22 protein-coding genes are annotated in these 19,159 nt (G+C 69.4%); 11 read left to right on the forward strand and 11 right to left on the reverse strand.

Annotation, left to right across the window (positions count from 1 at the left end):
* Positions 1 to 158: 158 nt before the first annotated feature.
* Genes ACWGE0_RS02530 through ACWGE0_RS02540 form a run of 3 tightly spaced genes read right to left on the reverse strand, consistent with a single transcriptional unit; the run spans position 159 to position 3,623 of the window.
* Positions 159 to 584, reverse strand: coding sequence for a hypothetical protein (locus ACWGE0_RS02530; protein WP_452259109.1), 426 nt, complete (start codon positions 582 to 584; stop codon positions 159 to 161).
* A gap of 2 nt (positions 585 to 586) precedes the next feature.
* Entirely contained in the window at positions 587 to 1,018 is a 432-nt protein-coding gene (locus tag ACWGE0_RS02535) for a hypothetical protein (protein ID WP_452259110.1), read from the reverse strand.
* Positions 1,019 to 1,061: 43 nt separating this feature from the next.
* A complete protein-coding gene (locus ACWGE0_RS02540; protein WP_452259111.1) occupies positions 1,062 to 3,623 on the reverse strand; it encodes an ATP-binding protein in 2,562 nt (853 codons plus the stop codon).
* A gap of 163 nt (positions 3,624 to 3,786) precedes the next feature.
* Here ACWGE0_RS02540 and ACWGE0_RS02545 point away from each other — a divergent pair, with 163 nt between their 5' ends.
* The 3 genes from ACWGE0_RS02545 to ACWGE0_RS02555 are packed head-to-tail and all read left to right on the forward strand — an operon-like array spanning position 3,787 to position 5,618.
* Positions 3,787 to 4,638 (forward strand): lytic polysaccharide monooxygenase auxiliary activity family 9 protein, encoded by an 852-nt coding sequence (locus tag ACWGE0_RS02545; RefSeq protein WP_452259112.1) that lies wholly within the window; start codon positions 3,787 to 3,789, stop codon positions 4,636 to 4,638.
* Positions 4,623 to 5,177 carry a DUF305 domain-containing protein gene (locus tag ACWGE0_RS02550; protein ID WP_452259113.1) on the forward strand — a complete coding sequence of 185 codons (555 nt, stop codon included), beginning with the start codon at positions 4,623 to 4,625 and terminating at the stop codon, positions 5,175 to 5,177. Before ACWGE0_RS02545 ends, ACWGE0_RS02550 begins: the two co-directional genes overlap by 16 nt.
* Before the next feature lie 36 nt (positions 5,178 to 5,213).
* Positions 5,214 to 5,618 carry a PRC-barrel domain containing protein gene (locus ACWGE0_RS02555; RefSeq protein ID WP_452259114.1) on the forward strand — a complete coding sequence of 135 codons (405 nt, stop codon included), beginning with the start codon at positions 5,214 to 5,216 and terminating at the stop codon, positions 5,616 to 5,618.
* Here the strand turns inward: ACWGE0_RS02555 and ACWGE0_RS02560 are convergent.
* Positions 5,591 to 5,986, reverse strand: a complete 396-nt coding sequence (locus ACWGE0_RS02560; RefSeq protein WP_452259115.1) for an anti-sigma factor antagonist — start codon at positions 5,984 to 5,986, stop codon at positions 5,591 to 5,593. The two genes, ACWGE0_RS02555 and ACWGE0_RS02560, sit on opposite strands and share 28 nt — an antisense overlap.
* 368 nt (positions 5,987 to 6,354) lie before the next feature.
* Here ACWGE0_RS02560 and ACWGE0_RS02565 point away from each other — a divergent pair, with 368 nt between their 5' ends.
* The gene (locus ACWGE0_RS02565; RefSeq protein ID WP_452259116.1) at positions 6,355 to 7,275 is read left to right on the forward strand and encodes an anti-sigma factor RsbA family regulatory protein; all 921 of its coding nucleotides are present in this window, start codon (positions 6,355 to 6,357) and stop codon (positions 7,273 to 7,275) included.
* A gap of 36 nt (positions 7,276 to 7,311) precedes the next feature.
* Here the strand turns inward: ACWGE0_RS02565 and ACWGE0_RS02570 are convergent, their stop codons facing one another.
* The 4 genes from ACWGE0_RS02570 to ACWGE0_RS02585 form a co-directional block, all read right to left on the reverse strand.
* Positions 7,312 to 7,776, reverse strand: a complete 465-nt coding sequence (locus ACWGE0_RS02570; RefSeq protein WP_452259117.1) for an MSMEG_6728 family protein — start codon at positions 7,774 to 7,776, stop codon at positions 7,312 to 7,314.
* 4 nt (positions 7,777 to 7,780) lie between these two features.
* A complete protein-coding gene (locus ACWGE0_RS02575; protein ID WP_452259118.1) occupies positions 7,781 to 8,230 on the reverse strand; it encodes a general stress protein in 450 nt (149 codons plus the stop codon).
* Positions 8,231 to 8,267: 37 nt separating this feature from the next.
* Complete coding sequence (locus ACWGE0_RS02580) at positions 8,268 to 8,402, reverse strand: DUF3072 domain-containing protein (protein WP_082373616.1); 135 nt, start codon at positions 8,400 to 8,402, stop codon at positions 8,268 to 8,270.
* A gap of 107 nt (positions 8,403 to 8,509) precedes the next feature.
* Complete coding sequence (locus ACWGE0_RS02585; RefSeq protein WP_452259119.1) at positions 8,510 to 8,806, reverse strand: hypothetical protein; 297 nt, start codon at positions 8,804 to 8,806, stop codon at positions 8,510 to 8,512.
* A 116-nt stretch (positions 8,807 to 8,922) separates the two neighbouring features.
* Here ACWGE0_RS02585 and ACWGE0_RS02590 point away from each other — a divergent pair, with 116 nt between their 5' ends.
* Positions 8,923 to 9,279 carry a DUF6401 family natural product biosynthesis protein gene (locus tag ACWGE0_RS02590; protein WP_452259120.1) on the forward strand — a complete coding sequence of 119 codons (357 nt, stop codon included), beginning with the start codon at positions 8,923 to 8,925 and terminating at the stop codon, positions 9,277 to 9,279.
* A gap of 46 nt (positions 9,280 to 9,325) precedes the next feature.
* Here the strand turns inward: ACWGE0_RS02590 and ACWGE0_RS02595 are convergent, their stop codons facing one another.
* The 3 genes from ACWGE0_RS02595 to ACWGE0_RS02605 all read right to left on the reverse strand — a co-directional run bounded on the left by ACWGE0_RS02595 (position 9,326) and on the right by ACWGE0_RS02605 (position 12,341).
* On the reverse strand, positions 9,326 to 10,153 hold the full coding sequence (locus ACWGE0_RS02595; protein WP_452259121.1) for a membrane protein: 828 nt from the start codon (positions 10,151 to 10,153) through the stop codon (positions 9,326 to 9,328).
* A 79-nt stretch (positions 10,154 to 10,232) separates the two neighbouring features.
* Positions 10,233 to 10,409, reverse strand: a complete 177-nt coding sequence (locus tag ACWGE0_RS02600; protein WP_452259122.1) for a hypothetical protein — start codon at positions 10,407 to 10,409, stop codon at positions 10,233 to 10,235.
* Between the two features lie 153 nt (positions 10,410 to 10,562).
* Complete coding sequence (locus tag ACWGE0_RS02605; protein WP_452259123.1) at positions 10,563 to 12,341, reverse strand: hypothetical protein; 1,779 nt, start codon at positions 12,339 to 12,341, stop codon at positions 10,563 to 10,565.
* A 135-nt stretch (positions 12,342 to 12,476) separates the two neighbouring features.
* Between ACWGE0_RS02605 and ACWGE0_RS02610 the strand changes: the two genes are divergently transcribed.
* The 6 genes from ACWGE0_RS02610 to ACWGE0_RS02635 are packed head-to-tail and all read left to right on the forward strand — an operon-like array spanning position 12,477 to position 18,931.
* Positions 12,477 to 13,472, forward strand: coding sequence for a LacI family DNA-binding transcriptional regulator (locus ACWGE0_RS02610; RefSeq protein ID WP_452259124.1), 996 nt, complete (start codon positions 12,477 to 12,479; stop codon positions 13,470 to 13,472).
* A 30-nt stretch (positions 13,473 to 13,502) separates the two neighbouring features.
* Positions 13,503 to 15,101: an FAD-dependent oxidoreductase gene (locus ACWGE0_RS02615; RefSeq protein ID WP_452259125.1), complete on the forward strand. Its 1,599-nt coding sequence runs from the start codon at positions 13,503 to 13,505 to the stop codon at positions 15,099 to 15,101.
* A 15-nt stretch (positions 15,102 to 15,116) separates the two neighbouring features.
* Positions 15,117 to 16,322 carry an ABC transporter substrate-binding protein gene (locus ACWGE0_RS02620; RefSeq protein WP_452259126.1) on the forward strand — a complete coding sequence of 402 codons (1,206 nt, stop codon included), beginning with the start codon at positions 15,117 to 15,119 and terminating at the stop codon, positions 16,320 to 16,322.
* On the forward strand, positions 16,319 to 17,206 hold the full coding sequence (locus ACWGE0_RS02625; protein ID WP_452259127.1) for a carbohydrate ABC transporter permease: 888 nt from the start codon (positions 16,319 to 16,321) through the stop codon (positions 17,204 to 17,206). Before ACWGE0_RS02620 ends, ACWGE0_RS02625 begins: the two co-directional genes overlap by 4 nt.
* Entirely contained in the window at positions 17,196 to 18,044 is an 849-nt protein-coding gene (locus ACWGE0_RS02630) for a carbohydrate ABC transporter permease (RefSeq protein WP_452259128.1), read from the forward strand. The genes ACWGE0_RS02625 and ACWGE0_RS02630 overlap by 11 nt, the downstream gene beginning before the upstream one ends.
* The gene (locus ACWGE0_RS02635; protein WP_452259129.1) at positions 18,041 to 18,931 is read left to right on the forward strand and encodes an alpha/beta hydrolase; all 891 of its coding nucleotides are present in this window, start codon (positions 18,041 to 18,043) and stop codon (positions 18,929 to 18,931) included. Before ACWGE0_RS02630 ends, ACWGE0_RS02635 begins: the two co-directional genes overlap by 4 nt.
* Positions 18,932 to 19,159 lie beyond the last annotated feature (228 nt).

Consider the following 19,159-nt stretch of genomic DNA (forward strand, 5'->3'; position numbering starts at 1 on the left):
TCACGATCGACGGGACAACGACACTGCCGGTCCAGACCCCCAGGCCGGGCCGGCAGCGCATCTTCGGGTTCAGCGTGTCCATCACCGTCCGAGCGTGTCTCCCGGCGCCCTGACCAGGAAAGACGTTCGGACGACCCCGGACACATCCGGTCAGCCGGTCAGAGCCTCCACGGCGAGCAGTTCGCCGTGCCCGCCCCGACGCACACCCTCGCGTAGAGCGCGTCGGCGTCGCCGATGATGGCCCGCGCGTCCACCGTCGCGCCGGGTCCGGAAGCCACGGCGATCTGCTTCTCCCGCGTCTCCCCGTGCGAGTCGGCCCGCACCCACAGGTACGCGTCCAGACCGTCGTCCGCGGTGTCCTTGAGGTACGAAGGCTCGAGCACCAGAGGCGCGCGGTCGTAGAACCTGCCGTACACGGTCGCATCGGCACCGGGCATGGACACGGCGATCACGAAGTGGCACTGGTCGTCGGCACCAGGGTCGTACACGGGGTCGCCGCCGCATTTGCTCCCAGCGTGCGCGGCAGGCGCGACGCACAGCCCGACAGCCAACGCGAGAGAGACGCAGACAGAAAGCTTCTTCATGATCAGCCCACCCATCGCGAACAGTTGGCTTCACCAGGACCGAGACACACCCGCGCCTGGAACATCGTCACGAACTGCCCGGCCGGCGAGGTCCACTCGACGTCGGTCCGCGCGCCCGGTCCCGAGGCGACCGCGATCGGTTCCTTGTGCTTCGTCCCGTTCCACGGCCCGTAGAGCACCCACAGGTAGGCGTCCAAGCCGTCGTCGGCGGTGTCCTTGACGAACGTCGGATTGCGCAGCACCACCGTGAGTTCCGCGGCGAACTGGCCCTCCGCGTGTCCCTCGCTGCCGGCCGGCGAGTCAAGGTTCAGCACGAACTTCCCCGGACACCCCGATCCGGGGTCGTACACCGGATCACATGTGGCGTGCGCGGCCGGCGCCGCGAGCGCCCCCAGAGCCAGCGCAGCAGCCATCGACACAGTCAGTTTTCTCATGAGCCCCCCTTGTGCTCACGGATCTACCAAGCGCGACACCGGCTCACAAGCTGTTCGGACGATCCCGGACACCCCGATACCCCGCGTCCGCCAGCACCTCGCTCGCCCGCCGATGGGTCTCCGCGGCGGCCGCCGAGTCACCCTGCGCCTCATATGCCCTGGTCAGCGCAACCAGAGCAAGCCCGGCCATGACGTTCTGACCGGTCTCCCGAGCCCGATCTCCCGCCTCGGACGCGTCCCGCAGCGCCGCGTCGACGTCGCCGGCGGCCAGATCCAGCCACGCCAGCTCGACCAACGCGTCCGCCACGCCGTGCCCGTACCCGATCGCCACCGCCATCCGCCACGCCCGGCGCAGGTCGTCCCGGCGGCCGCGGACCGAGGCGGCGGTGATCAACGCGTCGATCTCCACCCGGCCGGAGCCCTTCGCGAGCGACAACGCCTGTTCCGCGCACCGCAGCGCCTCGTCCCGGCGTCCGGCGTCGCGGTGCACGCGGGCGAGGTCGTCGAGCGCGGCCGCCTCGCTCACCCGGTCCTCGTGGTCGTGGTTGAGCTGCCGGGCGCGTTCCAGGAAGTGCGCGGCCTGGTCGAGATCACCCAGGTAGCGGTGCACGACACCGAGCGCTCCCAACGAGTTCGCGGCCGAACGCAGCTCGCCGATCTCCTCCCGCAGCTCCACCGCGGCCTGCAGGTCGGCGGCGGCCTCTACGAGCCGTCCGAGTCGCATCTCGGTCTGCCCGAGGTTCCCGAGCGCACGCGCGCGCCTCGCCGTGTCCCCGATTTCGGCGTAGAAGGCGAGCTCCTCGCGAAAACACCGCACCGCGTCGTCCAGCGAACCCAGTTCCGCGTAGACGCCGCCCAGGTTGCCGAGCGTGCTGAACTCGCGGAACCGGTCCCCCGCCTCCCGGCTGAACTCGACCGCGTGCTCGAAGTGCTCGGCCGCGGCCCGGTAGTCGCCCGTGCCCCAGTGCGCGGTGCCCAGTGACAGGTGCATCGCCGCGGACGCGCCCGCGTCCCCTTGTTCCGCAGCGGCGGCCAAACCCACCCGAGCCACGGCCAGCCACTCCGCGGTGTGACGCCGCAACCAGTAGCAGCCGCGCAAAGCATCGGTCAGCAGCCACGCCATCGGCGCGCCCGTCTGTTCGATCAACGACACCAATGTCGCGCGCTCGGTGTCGAACCACTGCAACGCCTCGGTGGCACCAGCAAAGGTGTGCTGAGGGGTGACCGTCGCGAGCACCGAGAAATCCGGTCGCACCGCGCGTGCGGCTGCCACAGCCATGTCGAGATACTGCTCGTAAAGCCTCGCCAGCGCACCGTCGGACGCGCTGTCCTCAGCCGTGTACCGCTCACGGGCGTAGAGGCGGAGCAGGTCGTGCAGTCCATAACGGCCCGCTGCCCTGACCTCGACCAGGTGCGCGGCGACCAGCGTGCGCAAGGCGGCCTCGGCACCGGGAACGTCGAGCAACGCGGCGGCAGCACGTGTGGGCAGCTCCGGTCCGGGCGCGACCCCCATGCGCCGGAACAACGTCTGAGCCAGCGGATCGAGCGCCGCGTAGGAGTGGCCGAACGTCGTGCGCACCGCGGCGTCCTCGTCGCCCTCCACCTCCAGCGCGGTGAGGCGGTCCCCCGCGGTCAGCTCGGCCATCAGCTCCGCGATCGTCTGATGTGGACGATCAGCGAGGTTCGCCGCGGTGATCCGCAGGGCGAGCGGGAGATAGCCGCACAACCGGACGAGCTCCTCGACCGCGGCCTCCTCGCGCAGCACCCGTTCCGGGCCCAGCACGCTGATCACCACGGCCGGGCCCTCCTCCGGGGTGAGCACGCCGAGTTCCAGCCGGTGCGCGCCGTCGCGCGCGACGAGCCCTGCCAGGCGATCCCGGCTCGTCACGACCGTCATGCAGCCCGGCCCGCCCGGCACGAGTGGACGGACGTGTGCGGCGCTCGGCGCGTTGTCCACCATGACCAGCACACGCTTGTCGGAGGTGATCGAGCGGTACATGCCGACCATCGCGTCCTGCTGCAGCGGGATGTCCTCACCGGGCACGCCGAACGCGCGGATCGCCAGCGCCAGCGCCTGGTCCGGGGTGACCGCCGGGCCGGACGAGTACCCGCGCAGGTCCAGGTACACCTGACCGTCCGGGAACCGGTTCGCCACCTGATGCGCCCACTGCACGGCCAGCGCCGTCTTGCCCACACCGGGAATCCCGCACACCACCGCGAGCCTGCTGCCACCTTCCAGCAGCGCGGTCAGCTCCTTGAACGCCTTGGCGCGACCGCTGAAACCCGGCACGACCGCGGGCAGTTGCCGTGGCACGACGGCCGAGACCACGGTGCTGCGGGCCGGTTCGGACTGCGCCCGGCGCCACGCGGCGAGCCAGGGCTCTGCTTCGGTCGTCCGGAACGCCTTCAGCAGCCCCTGGAACACCTCCAGCGCGGGCGCGGTCTTCCTCCGCGGACTGAGCGCGTCGGCCAGGGTGCTGCGGGCGAGCCCGGACAGCTTCTCCATCTGCCGCAACGACGGATTGCCCGCCCACACCTTCAGAGCGCGCAACGCGGCGATGAGCTCGTCGAGCGTCTGCACGTCGTCGGGTCTCGGGCGGGACATGGCTGAAGCCTAATGATCGCGACGGTCCCAGGTGTCGCGATCGGACCCGGTTGGCTCTCGAAGTGGTCCGACCAATTGTTTACACTCGTGAACGGGCCGCCGAACCCGCCACGCGAGCACGTCCGCAAGGAGTGCCCGCCGCCTCCCCCTGCCAGGAGGAGCTTTGAAGGCACGGAATCGGCTCGCCCTCGCGAGTCTCACCGCATCCGCCGCTCTGGCCGTCGCGTTCCTCGTCCCCACCACGGTCGCCAGCGCCCACGGCACGATGTCCGACCCCGCCAGCCGGGTCTACACGTGCAAGAACGAAGGCCCGGAGAACCCGAAGTCCGACGCGTGCAAGGCGGCCGTGGCCGCCGGTGGCACGCAGGCGTACTACGACTGGAACGAGGTGTCGCTGCTCGACGCGGGCGGGCGCCACCGCCAGATCATCCCGGACGGCAAGCTGTGCAGCGCGGGCCGCGACAAGTACCGCGGACTCGACCTGCAACGCGCCGACTGGCCGGCCAAGCGCATCTCGGCCGGGTCGCTGACAGTCACCTACCACGCGTCCGCACCGCACTCGAACAGCAACTTCGAGTTCTACATCACCCGTGAGGGCTGGAGCCCGACGCAGCCGTTGCGGTGGTCGGACCTCGTGCACCTGCAGACGTTCAACAACCAGAACCCGACGACGTTCACGAACTGGACGCTCAACATCCCGCAACGCTCCGGCCGCCACATCATCTACTCGATCTGGCAACGCGTCGTCGGCAGCGCGGAAGCGTTCTACACGTGCTCGGACGTCGACTTCGGCGGCGGCGGCAACCCGCCGCCGACGACCACGACCACCACGCCTCCGCCGACCACCACCACGACGACTCCCCCGCCGTCGAGCGGTACCTGGGCGGCCGGCACGGCCTACCAGATCGGCAACCGGGTCACCTACAACGGCGTGAACTACGAGTGCCAGCAGGCGCACACCGCCCTCGCCGGGTGGGAGCCGCCGAACACGCCCGCACTGTGGCGTCGTCTCTGATGCGGTTCGCCGCACTCCTGCTCGTCCTCGCGTTGTCCGGTTGCGCTGCTCCCCCGGCGCAGCCGGACACCGTGCTGCGCGGCGATCCGCTGGACGTGATGTTCCTGCAGATGATGCTTCCGCATCACGAGCAGGGCGTCGCGATGGTCGCCCTGGCCCAGGACCGCGCGCAGGACGACGACCTGAAGATTCTGGCCGCGGCCATCGCGTCGACCCAGGCGACGGAGGCCGACACGATGAAGGGCTGGCTGACCTCGTGGGGTGAACCGCTGACCGCGCCACCGGACTCGCACGCCGGCCATGGCGGCATGCGCCGGTCCGACCCGGAGGAGGTCGCCAGGCTCACCGCGTTGCGCGGCGCGGAGTTCGACCAGCGGCTGCTCAACGTCATGATCGCCCACCAGGACGACGCCGTGCAGATGGCCCGCTGGGAAGCGGGCAGTGGCGCGCACCAGGAGGTGAAGGAGCTCGCGGGCCGGATCGAGAAGTCCCGCACCGCGCAGATCGCCATGATGAAGAAGTTCCTCGACAGGGTCTGACGGGGTATCCGGTGGGCAGCCACGAAGGAGGCCGACATGCAGCCAATCCCGTTCGTCCCGTGGACGTGGCGTGACCCGTCCTGGGCCGACCAGCCGGAACACGACGAGGAGATGCTCGCCCAGCGCCCCGACACCAGCCTGATCGGCTACGAGGTCGAGGCGACCGACGGAAGCATCGGCAAGATCGACGAGGACAACGCCAAGGTGCCGCACGACTGCCTGATGGTCGACACCGGACCGTGGATCTTCGGGCGCAAGGTCGTGCTGCCGGTGGGCACCGTGCAGCGCGTGGATCACCAGCAGGAGAAGGTCTTCGTCGACCGCACGAAGGAGCAGATCAAGAACGCTCCCGAGTACGACCCGGACAACCACGAGGACTACCGCAAGCGCACTGACGACTACTACAGCGAAAGCTACCGGCTGATGCCGCCGATGCTCTGACGCGCACTCTCCGGTGCCGCGAACTCAGGCACGTGCGAGCGCACGCCCAGCACGTCCGTCAGTTCCAGCACCTGCAACGGCCGCAACACCGCGGCGGTGTTCGCGACGACCACCAGGGCGCTGCCACGTCTCAGGCACATGTCCTGGTGGTCGAGCAGCAGTCCGATGCCCTGGGCGCCCAGGAAGTGCAGGTCCGTCAGGTCGACCACGACGGGTGCGGGCGGGGCGACCGCGTGAACGGCGCCGTCGAGCAGCGTGGACAGTGCATCGGCCGTGGAGCAGTCCAGCTCACCGGCAACGCGTACGACGACAGCGGCGCCCACGCTTTCGCTCCTGGTGCGGAAGGGGACCTGGTCGTCGGTGCGCATACGCAACCTCTCGCTGGGGTGCACGACCGCCACGGGCTGGCTGCTCAACCCGGATCGACCGTAGCGCAGTCCGGCGATGATCGCGGTTCAGCCGTCCGTACGGGGCCGACCGGGGCGAGAGGTTCCCTCGGACGGAGCACCCGGTGGTCACCGCGGGATCCGAGGCCACCACACTGGTCCGTTCACCGGGTTACCATCGATCGGAGCTACCCGCGGCGACGTTCGCGCGGCTCAACTCCCTGCACCCGGTCGACAACTCACAGTGCGCGCCGTTTCGCTTGCGACTCCGTGAGCCGAGGACTTCAGGAGCTGGCACTGGACAACACGGCACCCGCCGGCGGCGCAATGCACGACGTGGAGCGCCCCGGATGACGGGCTTCTTCCACGAGACCGCGTTCTACGGGTCCGACGACGACTTCCTGACGATCGCCGTGCCGTTCGTCGAGGGTGGTCTGCGCGCGGGCCAGCCGACCCTGATCGCGTGCGCGGCGAGGAACACCACCTTGCTGCGTGAGGCGCTGGGCCACGACAGCGCCGTCACCTACCTGCCCGGCGCCGACCAGTACGCCCGGCCGGCCGACGCGATCGCCAGCTACCGCGACATCTTCGGCGGCTACGCCAAGGCCGGCGCCAGCCAGATCCGCACGATCGGCGACGTGCCGCACCCCGGCTTCGGTGTGCCGTGGGACTGGTGGGGCCGCTACGAGAACGCCGTCAACCAGACCTTCGCGGAGTTCCCGCTGTGGGGACTGTGCCCGTACGACACCAGGATCACCTCGCCCGAGGTGCTCGCCGACGTCGCGCGCACCCACGAGTACATCGCCACCGCCGCGGGTGAACACCTGCCCAACCCCGACTTCGGCAACGGCAGATCGCTCAGCACACCCGTCCCGGACGTGCTGGAACAGGCCGTCCCGCGGGTCTCGCTGATCAATCCGACGGCCGCGGCCGTGCGTGAGGCGGTCGGCGCGGCGATCACGGGCACCCGGCTCAGCGAGGACAACGCGCACGACGTCGTGTACGCGGCGAGCGAGATCGTCACGAACGGACTGAGCCACGGCGTCGCGCCGGTGCGGTTCCGGCTGTGGGCGGACGACTCACGCGTGGTCGTGACGGTGACCGATCAGGGTTACGGCCCGGCGGACCCACTGGCCGGGCTGATGCCGACGGCGGCGACCCGGTCGGCAGGGCTGGGGCTGTGGATCCTGCACCGCACCTGCGACTACGTGTCGATGGGGCGCGACGAGGACGGGTTCACCGTCCGGGTGAGCGTCGGCGGCGGCCACTAGTCAGGCCGCTGGTCAGGCCGCTGGTCAGGCCGCTGGTCACGCCACCGCGGAGGCCGGCCACACGTACGGCAGGTCGTCCGGCACGTCCGGGAAGAACCGCCGGTAGTGCTCCGGGTCCTTGCGCACCAACGCGGACTGGTGGCTGAGGTGCAGTGCCTCGTCCCCCAGCCAGCCGGGCAGCTCCCCCGCGGCCGCCAGTTCCTGCTGCGCACGCACGACCGTGGTCCCCTTGGCCCGCGCCAGATCCGATCGCATGGTCGCCTCGCACGTGTCGAGGAACCCCGCGGCCCGCCACACCGCGCAGACCTCCAGGCCGTACCGCACGAGCGCCTCCTCGTGACCGGACCACATCCGCACAGCGGGGTGGTGGCGCCAGCCGTGGCCCGGCACCACCAACGCCCGCTGCACCTGCAACGTCTCGACCCGCTGTTTGCCGAGCCTGCGTCTGTCCAGGACGCGGGCCGTTTCGGCGAAGTCCGGGTACGGCAGGAACGTCTGCATGGCCTCAGAGGACGTAGCGCGCTGCTCTGGCGGCCTGCGCCTTGTCGACGTGGACCTCGTACCGCTGCGCCTGCAACGTCATGACGCTGGAGAAGTCCCGCCGTCCTCGCGTGCTCCAGTGCGCCACGAACCCGAAGACAGCACCCCAGAACGCACCGATCGCGAGACTGATCAGCAGCAGCCACACCCACCCGGCGCCGTCGGTGAACAGCCCGAACAGCAGTCCGATCAACACACCGAACCACGCGCCGCTCACCGCACCGGCCACCGCCGCCCTGCCGCGGGTCATCCGCCCGGTGACCTGTTCGACAGTCCTCACACCCTCACCGACGATGCGCACGCTCTCGACCGGGAAGCCGTCGTCCGACATCCGGTCGACGAGCCGTTGCGCGTCGCTGTAGTCGGGGTAGCTCGCCAGCAGGCTCGACTCGGTCACGTTCTGTTCGATGTCCACGTCTAACAACTACCCGCGAACAGCGTTCCTGACACGATCAACTGCCCCGTCCCGTCTTCTCCTGCAGGCGGTCGATCAGCTGCGACGCCTCCACCTTCGTGAGCTCGCCCGGCACCTCCTCGCCGGCTTCCTGGGCGAGTGTGTGCAGGTAGGACTCCTGCGGACCGGTCATCGGCTCGTCACCGGTCGTCCAGTCCTCCGGGTCCTTCTCCGGCGTGCGGTTCACTGTCGTCCCCTTTCACTCGAACACCGGTTCGAGATACCCAGGGCGGCAGCGGATCAACCACGCAACGCGACAGGCCGTCTCACGCGGGCCAGCATGCGGTGCGCGACCGTCAGCAACGTCCGCGCTTCGAGTCGCTCGCCATAGCCGAGGTGCTCGTCAGCGGCTTCGACGGAGGCCAGGATCTGTTGCGGCACAGCTGCGTCAACGGCCGCGCAGTTCGCGATCGCCTCACTCAGGCCGGTGCGGGACTCCTCCGCTTCGACGTTGGCCAGCGCGGTGCACACGGCGTTGTCCAGCGTCTCCAACGCGGTCACGCGCACCTGCTGCAACGACATCTCGTCAAGGGTCATCACACGCCTCCACAGTCGGGTGTTTCAGCGCCGACTGCTTGACGCCTCGCGCGCGAGATACCCCCGTTCAAGCGCCCTCAAACCAGGGCTTCACCCGGCGCCGCTACCGTGTCGGCATGCGTGCTACCTGGCGTGAGAAGAACGCTCGGCAGTGGATCTCCGAGCTGTCCGACCGGATCGGCATGGCCGGATGGGCGGCGCTCGCCGTCACACCCGCGCTCGCGGCCGAGGTCGACCAGCACGGCGCCGCGGTGCGCGACATCCTGCTGTTCGGCGTCGAGGGTGCCGGCGCGGTGGGCGCGGTCGTGCTGCTCGCCGCGTACGGGCGGGGGCTGCTCGACAACGCGGCCGATCTCGAGTGGACACCTGCGTCGTGGCTCGGCGTCCGGCTGATGGCGATCTGTCAGCTCGCTCAGGTGCACGACGTGAAGCCGCTGACCGACGACACGTGCGCGCTTCCGAACGTCACATGAAAACGAGGCGCACCCCAACGGATGCGCCTCGTCGTAGCACGATCGATCAGACGTCCTCGGGCCTCCGCGAGCCGAGCACCGGGTCCTGTGCCGGCACCGACCGCTCGCTCACGGGCACCGGCTCGGTCACGGGATCCGGCGCGACGGGAGTGGTCTCCGATTGCGTGCGGACCGCGTCCTCACGGCCGCGCTGGTAGGCCTGCGCCTGAGCCTGGGCCTGCGGCAGTTCCTGCTCCGCGCGCCCGAGCCAGCCTTCCCACCGCTGCTGCATCGGCCGCACCAGGCCACCGCCCACGCCGACGACCAGGATGCCGCCGACCGTCGCGAGCACCGCGATCAGCACCGGCGTGGTCACCGTGGTGGCGACACCGATCTGGTTCAGCGCCGCGATGATGCCCAGCGCCCAGATGAAGATCGACGCGATGTTGGCCAGCACCCGGCCGTAGGAGAGCCCGCCGAGCGCGCCACCGATGAAGTCCTTCACGGCGTTGGCGACCGCACCGGCCACCACGACGATGATGATCGCGACCGCGGCCTTCGGCAGCCACGACACGATGCCGGTCAGCAGCTCGGAGACGGGGTTCGGGCCCCACACGCCGAACGCGATCTGCAAGGTGATCAGCAGCAGCGCGTAGTAGACCAGCTTCGCGAGCAGGTCAGAAGCGTCGTACCTGCTGTTCGCGAGCATCCGGTGGATGCCGCCGCGCTCCACGAGCCGGTCGAAGCCGACCTTCTCCAGCACCTTGTCGACGAGTTTGGCCACTGCCTTGGCGACGAACCAGCCGATCAGCAGGATCAGCAGGAAGGCCGCCAGCTTGGGCACGAATGTCGCGACCGCACGCCACGCGTCGGTCAGCCCTTGTTCGAAGTCCATGCCGAACTCCCTTCACGTGGGAGCCCGACGCGGGCGTCCCGCACCAGGCAGTACCCGGTGCGGGACGCGCTCACACCGATCAGGACACCTGCCGCAGTTCGCGGTCGCTCGCCACGAGGTGCTCCCAGGTCCGGCCGCGCTGGCTGGGCGGCGGGGATCCGTCCGCGGTGCACACCGGGTACACCAGGCCGAAGGGAACAGGCTGATCGAACTCGTCACCGGTGCGAACGTCGACGACGCGACGCAGGTGTGCCATCACAACCACTCCTCACGACCGACGGGGCCGCACGCGTCCGGACATCCACCCGGACGGGGGACCTGGGGTTTGGGATCACCGAATACCCCGTGAACAGCGCGAACATGCCTCCCGCCGTTGCGACATAAGAGTGAACTGACAGTCCAAAGTGGACTAACGCACGGAAATCGTCAGGGTGAAGGTCCCGTTGTGCGGCACGGTGAGGATCTGCATGCGCCGCCCGGGATAGGTGATCGTCGACGCCGTCCGCAGCGCGGGATCGAGCGACTGGGCCCAGTCGAACCGGATCACCGTCGCGCCACGGGTCAGCGTGAGCCCGCGCGAGTCGAGCGCCACGGTGTCCGAATCCCTTACCACCAACGGAATCTGCTCGGTCGCGGCCGATGTCGCCCGCACCGACCGGGTGATCCGATCCCCCACCGTCACCTCGGTCACGACCGACCCCGACGGCGTCCGGTAGCGGAACCGGTACGGCTCGCCACCCAGGAACTCGGCCTGCTGCGCCCCGTCGGAATCCGGTACCTGGCCCGGAAACACGGTCGCCCAGCACGCGTGGTTGTTGTTGTTCACCGACTGCACGAGTGTGCCCGCGACCGGGTGCCACAGGAACGTCAACCCGGTGCGCGCCAGCGAGGTCGCCCGCCGGGCTCCGAAGTAGCCACCGAGGTAGAACCGCGGCCGCCGCACGAACAGGAAGTCCTGACCCTGATCGCTGCGCCGCTCGGTGAAGTGCGCGCGGTGGTAGGGCAGGCGTGCGATCGCGGCCGTCCGTTCGGAACGGCTCGGGTACCGCTCGCCGTAGATCGCGTGCGCGAGGATGCGCGGCGAGGTGTCCGGCTTGACCAACGCCGGCACCGGCGCCGGGTCCGCCGCCCACGCCGCCCGTGCCGCGGCCAGATCCTCACGGCTGGACAGGAACGCCGCGAGATCCGGCACCACCGGCACGAACTGGTTGTTCAGCGCAGTCCGTTCGGGATCTGGCCGGACGTCGGCGTAGAACTTCGAGGACGTGCGCGAGTTCGGCGCGATGTTGGCGAACCACCCGGACCCGTCCGGTTCGCGCAGCAGGTTGTAGCCGAGCCAGTCCGTGTATTTCCGGGTCATGGCAACGAGGTTGGGGTCCTCGGACTGACGCCACGCGTCGGCCAGCTCCGGCAGCATGACCTCGAAGTTGTAGTTGGTGTCCGCACCGGACTCCTCGTAGAAGAACCCGGCGGGACTCTGCCCGGTCGCGGCGAGCCGGGCGAACGCCTCGGTCAGCCGTTGCCGCAGCCCCGCGTCCGGGTTCTGCTTCAACGCGAGCGCGGACCCGGCGAGACCGGCGGTGGTCTGGTTGGCCCAGGTGAGCGGCCGCTGCCAGACCACGCTGTTCGATCCGTCCAGGAACCACGTCATGGCGCGGCGCAGCGACGCCGCGATCTGGGCCTGCCGCTGCGGCAACACGCCGGCCCGGCCGAGCAGGGCGTTGGTCTTGCTGAGGTAGCCCATGGCGAACCCGGTGGCCGCCAGCGAGTGCTGGTCCCGGGAGTACTCGGGCCACGACCCGTCGGCGTGCTGGAGCCCGAGGTAGTGACCGAGGCCGGCGTCCAGCGCGGCCAGCACCTGCGCGTTGCCGCGGTACGGGTTCCACGAGCGGGACTGGGTGGCGAACCACGCCAGTGTGTAGACGTGTTCCTGGACGCGGGCGTTGTACGAGGCGTTGGGACTGCGCCACCAGCCACCGCCGAAGAACCCGCTGGAGTTCATGTCGGCGACCATCGGCGAGACCGCCATCAGGTACTGCGCGAATCTCTGTTCGTCCGGCGCGAACGAGCGCCGGTTCGGGATGACGGGCGGCGGCGCGGGCAAGGCGTGCGCCGACGCCGGCAGGGTGGCGAGCAGTCCGATCGCGGTGGCACCGGCGATCAGGCTGCGACGACTGAATGCGTTCACGGGCCTACCTCCTTGGCCAAGCACCCTCGCCCGGCCGGTCTCCGCCCGTCAAGATGCTAATTCGAATTATTACAGGCTTGACGGCAGTCGGGTGGCTGACGCAGACTCCCTGCCAATTCGAATTGGCAGGTGGTCATGGCCAAGAGGCTCACCCAGCAGGACATCGCGCGGATGGCAGGCGTCAGCCAGGCCACGGTGTCGCTGGTGCTCAACAACCGGCAGGACGCCGGTGTCCGCATCGCGCCGGAGACGCGGTCACGGGTGCTGGAGGTGATCCGCAGGACCGGCTACGTCGCGAACCCCATCGCGCGCCGGCTGCACGACCACCGCAACCGCATCCTCGGCGTGTTCACCTACGAGGCGGTCTTCCCGAGCACCCGCGCGGACTTCTACCAGCCGTTCCTCGAGGGCATCGAGGAACAGGCCGAGGAGGTCGGCTGCGACCTGCTGCTGTTCACCAGCGCGAAGGCACCCGTCGGCAAGCGGCGGATCTTCAGCGACGACAGCAGGATCCGGCTCGCCGACGGATGCGTGCTGCTCGGTCGCACGGTCGACCGCGACGACCTCGCGCAGCTGCTGACCGAGGGCATCCCGTTCGTGTCGATCGGACGTCGTGACGACGCGGGCGGTCCCGTGCCGCACGTCGGCGCCGACTACCGCGCGGCGGTGCGGAACCTGGTGGACCGCGCGGTTGCTCTGGGCCACCGCAAGTTCGCCTACATCGGCGCGGGCAAGGGTGCGGAGTCGTCCGCGGACCGGTTGGGCGGATTCCGCGAAGCCGTTGCCGCACATGGTGTCGACGGCACGCACGTACCGTTCGCCGGACTCGACCAGGTGCGCGACGCGGGCATCACCGCCGTGCTCACCGAGGAGGTCTCCGACGGTGCCGCGCTCGTCCTCGCCGCCCGCGGGCGCGGCCTGTCGGTTCCCGGTGACCTCTCCGTGCTCACGCTCGGCGCGGCCACCCGGCCCGCTCCCGAGGAGATCGGCCTGACCGGGTTCACCATCCCGCGGCGCGAGATGGGCCGCCGGGCGGTGCAGGCGCTGACCGAGGTGCTCGAGAACGCCACCACCCCACAGGAACTGCTCCCCTGCGAGTTCGTCGAGGGCTCGACGCTGGGCGCGGTCTGACCAGGCTCAGGCCGCTGATCAGGAGGAACGTTGTTCGACAGGAACACGGACGTCGTCGTCGTGGGCGGCGGGCTCGGTGGAGTCGCCGCCGCGCTGGCGCTGCTGCGCGCCGGTCGCCGGGTCGTGCTGACCGAGGAGTTCGAGTGGCTCGGCGGTCAGCTCACCAGCCAGGCCGTGCCGCCCGACGAGCACAGCTGGGTCGAACGCTTCGGCGTCACCGCGAGCTACCGGGCGTTGCGCGACGGGATCCGCGACTACTACCGCCGCCACTACCCGCTGACCCCGCAGGCGCGGGCGTGGCGTGAGCTGAATCCCGGCGCCGGCAACGTGAGCAGGCTCTGCCACGAGCCGCGCGTCGCCGTGGCGGTGATCGACGAGATGCTCGCGCCGTTCCGCGGCAGCGGGAAGCTCACCGTCCTGCAGCCCGCCAGGCCGATCTCCGCACGCACCGACGGCGACCGGATCGTCTCGGTCACCGTCGAGCACAACGGCTCCGAGATCGAGCTTTCGGCGCCCTACGTCCTGGACGCGACGGAGACCGGCGAGCTGCTCCCGTTGTCCGGCACCGAGTACGTGACCGGCTTCGAGTCCACTCTGGACACCGGCGAGCCCAGCGCCCCCGAAACCGCCCAGCCGGCGAACATGCAGGCCATGTCGGTGTGCTTCGCGATCGACCACGTCGACGGCGACCACACGATCGACAAGCCGGCGCGGTACGACTTCTGGCGGAACTACCAGCCGGAGTACTGGGGCGACCGGATGCTGTCGTTCCGCTCCCCCGACCCGCGCACGCTGACCACCGCCGAGCGCACGTTCACCCCGAACCCGGACGACGATCCGCTGTCCGTCCTGTCCGACCAGCGGCTCAGCGCGGGCGACAGCAACCTGTGGACGTTCCGGCGGATCGCCGCGCGGCGCAACTTCGTCGACGGCGCCTACGACAGCGACATCTGCCTGGTCAACTGGCCGATGATCGACTACTTCGAGTCGCCGGTGATCGACGTGCCGGACGCGGAGAAGCACATCGTCGCGGCACGAGAGCTCTCCCGGTCGGTGCTCTACTGGTTGCAGACCGAGGCACCGCGCCAGGACGGCGGCACGGGCTTCCCCGGCCTGCGGCTGCGCGGTGACGTCACCGGCAGCACTGACGGGTTGGCCCAGGCGCCCTACATCCGCGAGTCGCGGCGGATCCGGGCCGAGTACACGATCGTCGAACAGGATCTCTCGCTCGCCGTGCGCGGGGACAAGGGCGCCGTGCAGCACGCCGACGCCGTCGGTGTCGGTATGTACCGCATCGACCTGCACCCCTCGACCGGCGGCGACAACTACCTCGACGTCGCGAGCTGCCCGTTCGAGATCCCGCTCGGCGCGCTCATCCCCCAGCGGGTGGAGAACCTCCTGCCCGCGGGCAAGAACATCGGCACCACCCACATCACCAACGGCTCCCACCGGCTGCACCCGGTCGAGTGGAACGTCGGAGAGGTCGCGGGCGCGCTCGCGGACTTCTGCCTGGCGCACCGAGTCACCCCTCGCGCGGTGCGCAACACCCCCGGCCTGCTCGCGGACTTCCAGCATCGGCTGGAACGCGACGGGGTCGAGCTCCGCTGGCCGGACGTGTCCGGTTACTGACCCAGGGAGACAACGATGTCCCGACTTCCAGCGCTGATCGTCGCGGTTCTGCTCGCTTTGACGGCGTGCAGTGGTTCGTCCGCCCAGTCCGGCCCCAAGTCGTTGCGCATGACCGTGTGGACCGCCAACGAGGCGCATCTCAAGCTGCTCAACGAGATCGCGACCGAGTACAAGGCCTCGCACCCGGACGTCACCGAGATCAAGTTCGACTCGATCCCCGCCGACGGCTACACCACCACGCTCACCACCCAGATCGCCGGCGGCAACGCGCCGGACCTCGCGTGGATCCTGGAGGAGTCCGCACCGGACTTCGTCTCCTCCGGCGCGCTCGCCCCGATCAGGGGCAAGATCGAGAAGGTCGACGAGCTGACGCCGAGCGGGGTCAAGCTGTGGGAGAAGGACGGCGAGCTCTACGCGTACCCGTTCTCCACCTCGCCGTTCGGGCTCTTCGTCAACACCAGCCTCGTCAAGGACGTGCCGGCGAAGTGGACGTGGGAGCAGGCGATGGCCGCGGCCGCCGCGTCCGGGAAGGGCCTGGTGCTGCCGGACTTCAAGTACCAGAACTGGGCGGTGCTCTCGTCGATCTGGCGCGGCTGGGACGCCAACGCGTGGAGCGAGGACGGCCGGTCGTGCGGGTTCGCGAGCAAGGAGATGAAGGACGCGATGTCGTTCATCCACAAGGCGATCTTCACCGACAAGGCGATCCCCGGCCCCGGCACCACGGTGGACTTCTTCGCGGGCAACGCGGCGATGGCCGTCAGCCAGATCTCGCGCGCGGGTGCGTTGAAGGACGCCAAGTTCACCTGGACGCTCGTGCCGCTGCCCACCGGCCCCAAGGGTGACTACGCAGTGATCGGGCAGGCCGGCGTCGGCGTCATGAAGCGGTCCAAGAATGCCGAGGCCGCTGCCGACTTCCTCGGTTTCTTCACCAACGAGGCCAACTCCGCCAAGCTCGCGCAGTTCTTCCCGTCCGTGCGGTCGTCGTTGCTGAACGCCCAGACGCTGGCCAAGAGCAACCCGCTGATCAGGCCGGAGCAGCTGCAGTCGGTCGTGGTCGAGGGCATCAGCAAGGGCGTGGTGAAGCCGAGCCACCAGGGCCAGGAGGAGCTGAACCAGACGATCCGCGCGGCGCTGGACCCGTTGTGGAAGGCCGACGCGAACGTGTCCGCGGTGCTCGACGACGTCTGCGTCAAGATCAAGCCATTGCTGGAGCGCAAGTGACGTTCTGGACGTATCGCAGGCGCGACAACCTGGTCGGGTACCTGTTCGTCGCGCCCGCGTTGCTCGGCAGCCTCGCGTTCGTGCTGATACCGCTGGCTCTGGTCGGCTGGTACAGCCTCAACGAGTGGAACGTGCTCGGCGGCACGTTCGAGTTCGTCGGCGGTGAGAACTACCAACAGCTCCTCGCCGACGAGAAGCTGCGCGAGTCGCTGGTCGCCACGGCCTGGTTCGCGGCGGGGCTGGTCGTGCTGAACCTGTCGCTGGCGCTGCTGCTCGCGGTGCTGCTCAACCAGAAGCTGCGCGGCACCACGCTGTTCCGCACGCTGTTCTTCTCCCCCGTGCTGGTGTCGCTGGTGGCGTGGACGCTGGTGTGGCAGCTCATGCTGCAGCCGGAGGGCAGCGTGAACGGCCTGCTCGGGTTCTTCGGCGTCGACGGCCCGAACTGGCTGCGCGGCGACACCACCGCGATGATCTCGGTGATCGTCGTGCAGGTGATCAAGAACGTCGGCCTGAACATGGTGCTGTTCCTCGCGGCGCTGCAAGGGGTTCCGGCGCCGTTGTACGAGGCGGCCGAGATCGACGGCGCCGGCGCGTGGACCCGGTTCCGCCGGATCACGATCCCGTTGATCAGCCCGACGATCCTGCTCGCGTCGATCATCACGATCGTCGGTTCGCTGCAGGTGTTCGCGCAGATCGCGGTGCTCACCCAGGGCGGGCCCGGCACGTCCACCACCGTGTTGATCTACTACCTGTACCAGCAGGCGTTCCAGTTCCACCACTTCGGCTACGGCGCGACGATCTCGGTGCTGCTGTTCGTCATCGTCGCCGCGTTGACCTTGTTGCAGTGGCGGATGCGCCGGAAGTGGGTGCTCCATGAGTCGTGACGTCAAGAAGCGCGGTGTCACGAAGCGCAGGGTCGCGCTCTACGGGCTGTTGTGCCTGCTGTGCGTGCCGTTCGTGTTCCCGACGTGGTGGATGGTCACCTCGTCGATGAAGCCGATCAGCGAGATCTTCTCCCTGTCACTGCTGCCGGCGGAGTGGACGTTCTCCACGTACTCGCAGGTGTTCCGGATGCAGCCGTTCGGGCAGCAGTACTGGAACAGCCTGTACATCGCGGTGATCGTCACCGTCGGCACGATGGCGGTCGCCGCGATGGCCGGATACGCGTTCGCGCGCATCAGGTTCCCCGGCCAGAACGCGCTGTTCGTGGTGGTACTGACAGGCCTGCTCATCCCGAGCGAGGTCACGATCGTGCCGTTGTTCCAGCTCTTCCAGTCCCTCGGGATGACCAACACGCACTGGCCGCTGATCATCGTGCCGGTCTTCGGCGCGCCGTGCGTGCTGGCGATCTTCATCATGCGCCAGTTCTTCATCGCGCTGCCGCCAGAACTGGAGGAGGCCGCGCGGATGGACGGACTGGGCCGCGCGGGGATCTTCTACCGGATCGCGCTGCCGCTCTCGAAGCCCGCTCTCGGCGCGGTCGCGATCTTCACGTTCCTGCACTCCTGGAACCTCTACCTGGAGCCGATCGTGTACCTGTCCACACCGGACATGTTCACACTGCCGCAGGCGCTGACCCAGTTCGTCGACATCTACGGCGGTCCCATGTGGAACGTCCAGCTGGCGGCGGCGACGATGACTGCAGTGCCGATCCTGGTGGTGTTCGTGCTGGCACAACGGCAGTTCATCGAGGGCCTCGCGCACACGGGCGTGAAGGGGTGATCGATCCCGAGATCGCGGCGTTGGTCGACCTCTCCCGGCCACCGCTGACTCCGGACGGGATCGCGGAGCGACGGGCGACCGGGCGGGTGGTGACCGACGCCGAACTGACGCGGAACGGCTCGGTCACGTTCGAGGAGACCGACGCGGACGGCGTGCCCGTGCTCGTGCTGCGCCCGGCCGGTTCGTCGCCAGGCCCGCCGGTGTTGCACCTGCACGGCGGTGGGATGGTCGCGGGGACGAAGCGCTCCGACCTGCACGTGCTGGCCGAATGGGTATCAGAACTCGGCGTGGTGCTGATCTCGCCGGAGTACCGGCTGGCTCCCGAGAATCCGCATCCGGCACCGGTGCAGGACTGCTACCGGACGCTGACGTGGATGGAACGCAACGGTTTCACCTCTCCCGTCGTCGCGGGCACGTCCGCGGGCGGCGGGCTGGCGGCAGCGGTGACGTTGATGGCCCGCGACTACGGCGGGCCGGCCATCCGCGGTCAGCTGCTGATGTGCCCGATGCTCGACGACAGGTGCGAAACCCCGTCCAGCCACCAGTTCCTGGACGGCACCACCTGGGTGCGCACGTCGAACCTCACCGGCTGGACGGCGTTGCTCGGCGATTCCCGGGGCGGGCCGGGCGTGTCCCCGTTCGCTGCTCCGGCTCGTGCCCTCGATCTCTCCGGCCTGCCGCCCACCTACGTCGACGTCGGCTCGGTGGACGTGTTCCGCGACGAGGCCGTCGACTACGCCGCACGGATCTGGCGCGCCGGTGGAGATGCCGAACTGCACGTGTGGCCCGGCGGCTGCCACGGGTTCGACCAGCTCGCGCCGGACGCGGCACTGTCCCGCCGGGCCCGTGCCGCGCGGATCGAGTGGTTGCGCCGCCGGACTGGTTAGTGGCCTGCGCCGGCAGTTCGCTGGCGGCAACTGGCGTCTCAAGACCTGGCGAGTTGGGTGTAGTTGACGGCGATTCGATCAAGAGTTGGTGGTACTTGCAGACGCCCAAGGCCCCAGCGGCGGCGGCCGGCGGATTTCAGGCGCAGGCGACCGACCGGGCGGGACCGCGTTGTGCGAGCACGGGCGACGCGTCGCCTGACGACTAGGCCACTCGCCCTATCCCGGCTC

The sequence above is a fragment of the Lentzea sp. NPDC054927 genome, assembly GCF_053610285.1.

Bases quoted from the DNA above. Each gene is read 5' to 3' on its own strand.
- ACWGE0_RS02530 (WP_452259109.1), bottom strand. From the start codon at position 584: ATGAAGAAGCTTTCTGTCTGCGTCTCTCTCGCGTTGGCTGTCGGGCTG.
- ACWGE0_RS02595 (WP_452259121.1), bottom strand. From the start codon at position 10,153: ATGGACTTCGAACAAGGGCTGACCGACGCGTGGCGTGCGGTCGCGACA.
- ACWGE0_RS02570 (WP_452259117.1), bottom strand. From the start codon at position 7,776: ATGCAGACGTTCCTGCCGTACCCGGACTTCGCCGAAACGGCCCGCGTC.
- ACWGE0_RS02585 (WP_452259119.1), bottom strand. From the start codon at position 8,806: ATGACCCTTGACGAGATGTCGTTGCAGCAGGTGCGCGTGACCGCGTTG.
- ACWGE0_RS02620 (WP_452259126.1), top strand. From the start codon at position 15,117: ATGTCCCGACTTCCAGCGCTGATCGTCGCGGTTCTGCTCGCTTTGACG.
- ACWGE0_RS02580 (WP_082373616.1), bottom strand. From the start codon at position 8,402: ATGACCGGTCCGCAGGAGTCCTACCTGCACACACTCGCCCAGGAAGCC.
- ACWGE0_RS02535 (WP_452259110.1), bottom strand. From the start codon at position 1,018: ATGAGAAAACTGACTGTGTCGATGGCTGCTGCGCTGGCTCTGGGGGCG.
- ACWGE0_RS02555 (WP_452259114.1), top strand. From the start codon at position 5,214: ATGCAGCCAATCCCGTTCGTCCCGTGGACGTGGCGTGACCCGTCCTGG.
- ACWGE0_RS02590 (WP_452259120.1), top strand. From the start codon at position 8,923: ATGCGTGCTACCTGGCGTGAGAAGAACGCTCGGCAGTGGATCTCCGAG.
- ACWGE0_RS02600 (WP_452259122.1), bottom strand. From the start codon at position 10,409: ATGGCACACCTGCGTCGCGTCGTCGACGTTCGCACCGGTGACGAGTTC.
- ACWGE0_RS02560 (WP_452259115.1), bottom strand. From the start codon at position 5,986: ATGCGCACCGACGACCAGGTCCCCTTCCGCACCAGGAGCGAAAGCGTG.
- ACWGE0_RS02610 (WP_452259124.1), top strand. From the start codon at position 12,477: ATGGCCAAGAGGCTCACCCAGCAGGACATCGCGCGGATGGCAGGCGTC.
- ACWGE0_RS02540 (WP_452259111.1), bottom strand. From the start codon at position 3,623: ATGTCCCGCCCGAGACCCGACGACGTGCAGACGCTCGACGAGCTCATC.
- ACWGE0_RS02565 (WP_452259116.1), top strand. From the start codon at position 6,355: ATGACGGGCTTCTTCCACGAGACCGCGTTCTACGGGTCCGACGACGAC.
- ACWGE0_RS02630 (WP_452259128.1), top strand. From the start codon at position 17,196: ATGAGTCGTGACGTCAAGAAGCGCGGTGTCACGAAGCGCAGGGTCGCG.